A 1,135-nucleotide genomic window follows, 5' to 3' on the forward strand; every position below is an offset into this window, starting at 1 on the left:
TAACGTTTGAGCATGTTTGCGTTGCTGTAAGGTACGAAACAGCAATGAAATATGCTTGTTGTTAGCATTAGTTTTTATCTATCCAGAACAGTTTTCCATTTTTCACTTTCTGCAAATTCTTTTATGGTTTGGTTTCTTTTATCAAGTAATGCAGTCATGTATTTTTTAAGAAATAATTTATCTACAATTCTTCCTAATATTCCAAAAGGAGAGATGTAATCAAAGTAGTCTGTCATTAAAGTTTTACCGTTTGTATTCTTAAAGTGGTGTTCATGCTTAAATTGCTTAAATGCTCCGCTTACCATTTCGTCCGAAAAGTATTCATCCTTTTTAAATTCGGTTATTTCGGAGGTTAATTTTTGATAAATCCCAAAGTGTTTTGCTCTCCAAGTTACACATTCTCCAAGCTCAATTAAACCGCTCGTTTTTCCAGCAATCGCAGTCTCATTTGTATGTTCAGTTGATATTTTATGCAGGTCAATGCTCCTTGACAAATCGAATACTATATGTATTTCCGCTTCAATTTCTGTTTTTAGCACTATTCTTGGCATCTTTAGTTCTTTATTAGCATCAGTTTTACACGAAAATGTGATTTCCATTTCCATCCTTCTTTAATTCAGCAGGTTTGTTATTATAATATAATGCAAAAGAAAGGCCTATAATTGAGACTGAAAAAAAGATGCTTAAGAATAGGTCAAGACCTTCGCCCATTTTTCCAATTGTATTTACAAAACTTAACATAGTAAATATTGCAATAAACTTATACAACTGAATTCGATAGTTCAAAACGATTAAAAAGAACGCAATATTCAAGATGGGTGTAAGCAACACGAATAAAAGTGTCCATAATTTCCCACTACTTACTGATATGTTGAGAGTAGCTATTACTTTAAAAATAATTGTCAACCCAATTAATACTAATAATATTGTATTCCAGAAACGAATTTTATTTCTGTCTTCTTTTTTTAACGAATCGGTCAACATAATGGCTATTTCGTCTTTATCTTTATGCTTCTCAATGAGGACATTATAAATCTCTTGATCATTTTTCCCAAAACCTCTTTCTTCTGAGATTATTCTTTTTAATTCTTTTTTCTCTAGGAACATCCTGTATTTTAAATTATTAATGCTAACG

General features: G+C 30.9%; 2 protein-coding genes. Both read right to left on the minus strand.

Translation table 11 applies throughout. The features are described from left to right. Window positions 1–74: 74 nt before the first annotated feature. A complete protein-coding gene (locus DNU06_RS17460; RefSeq protein WP_111064785.1) occupies window positions 75–551 on the minus strand; it encodes an SRPBCC family protein in 477 nt (158 codons plus the stop codon). A 25-nt stretch (window positions 552–576) separates the two neighbouring features. Beyond that, a partial coding sequence (locus DNU06_RS17465) for a hypothetical protein (RefSeq protein ID WP_233503073.1) occupies window positions 577–1,135 on the minus strand: 559 nt, incomplete at its 5' end.

The sequence above is a fragment of the Putridiphycobacter roseus genome, assembly GCF_003234935.1.
In the GTDB taxonomy this organism is placed as follows: Bacteria; Bacteroidota; Bacteroidia; order Flavobacteriales_D; family Crocinitomicaceae; genus Putridiphycobacter; species Putridiphycobacter roseus.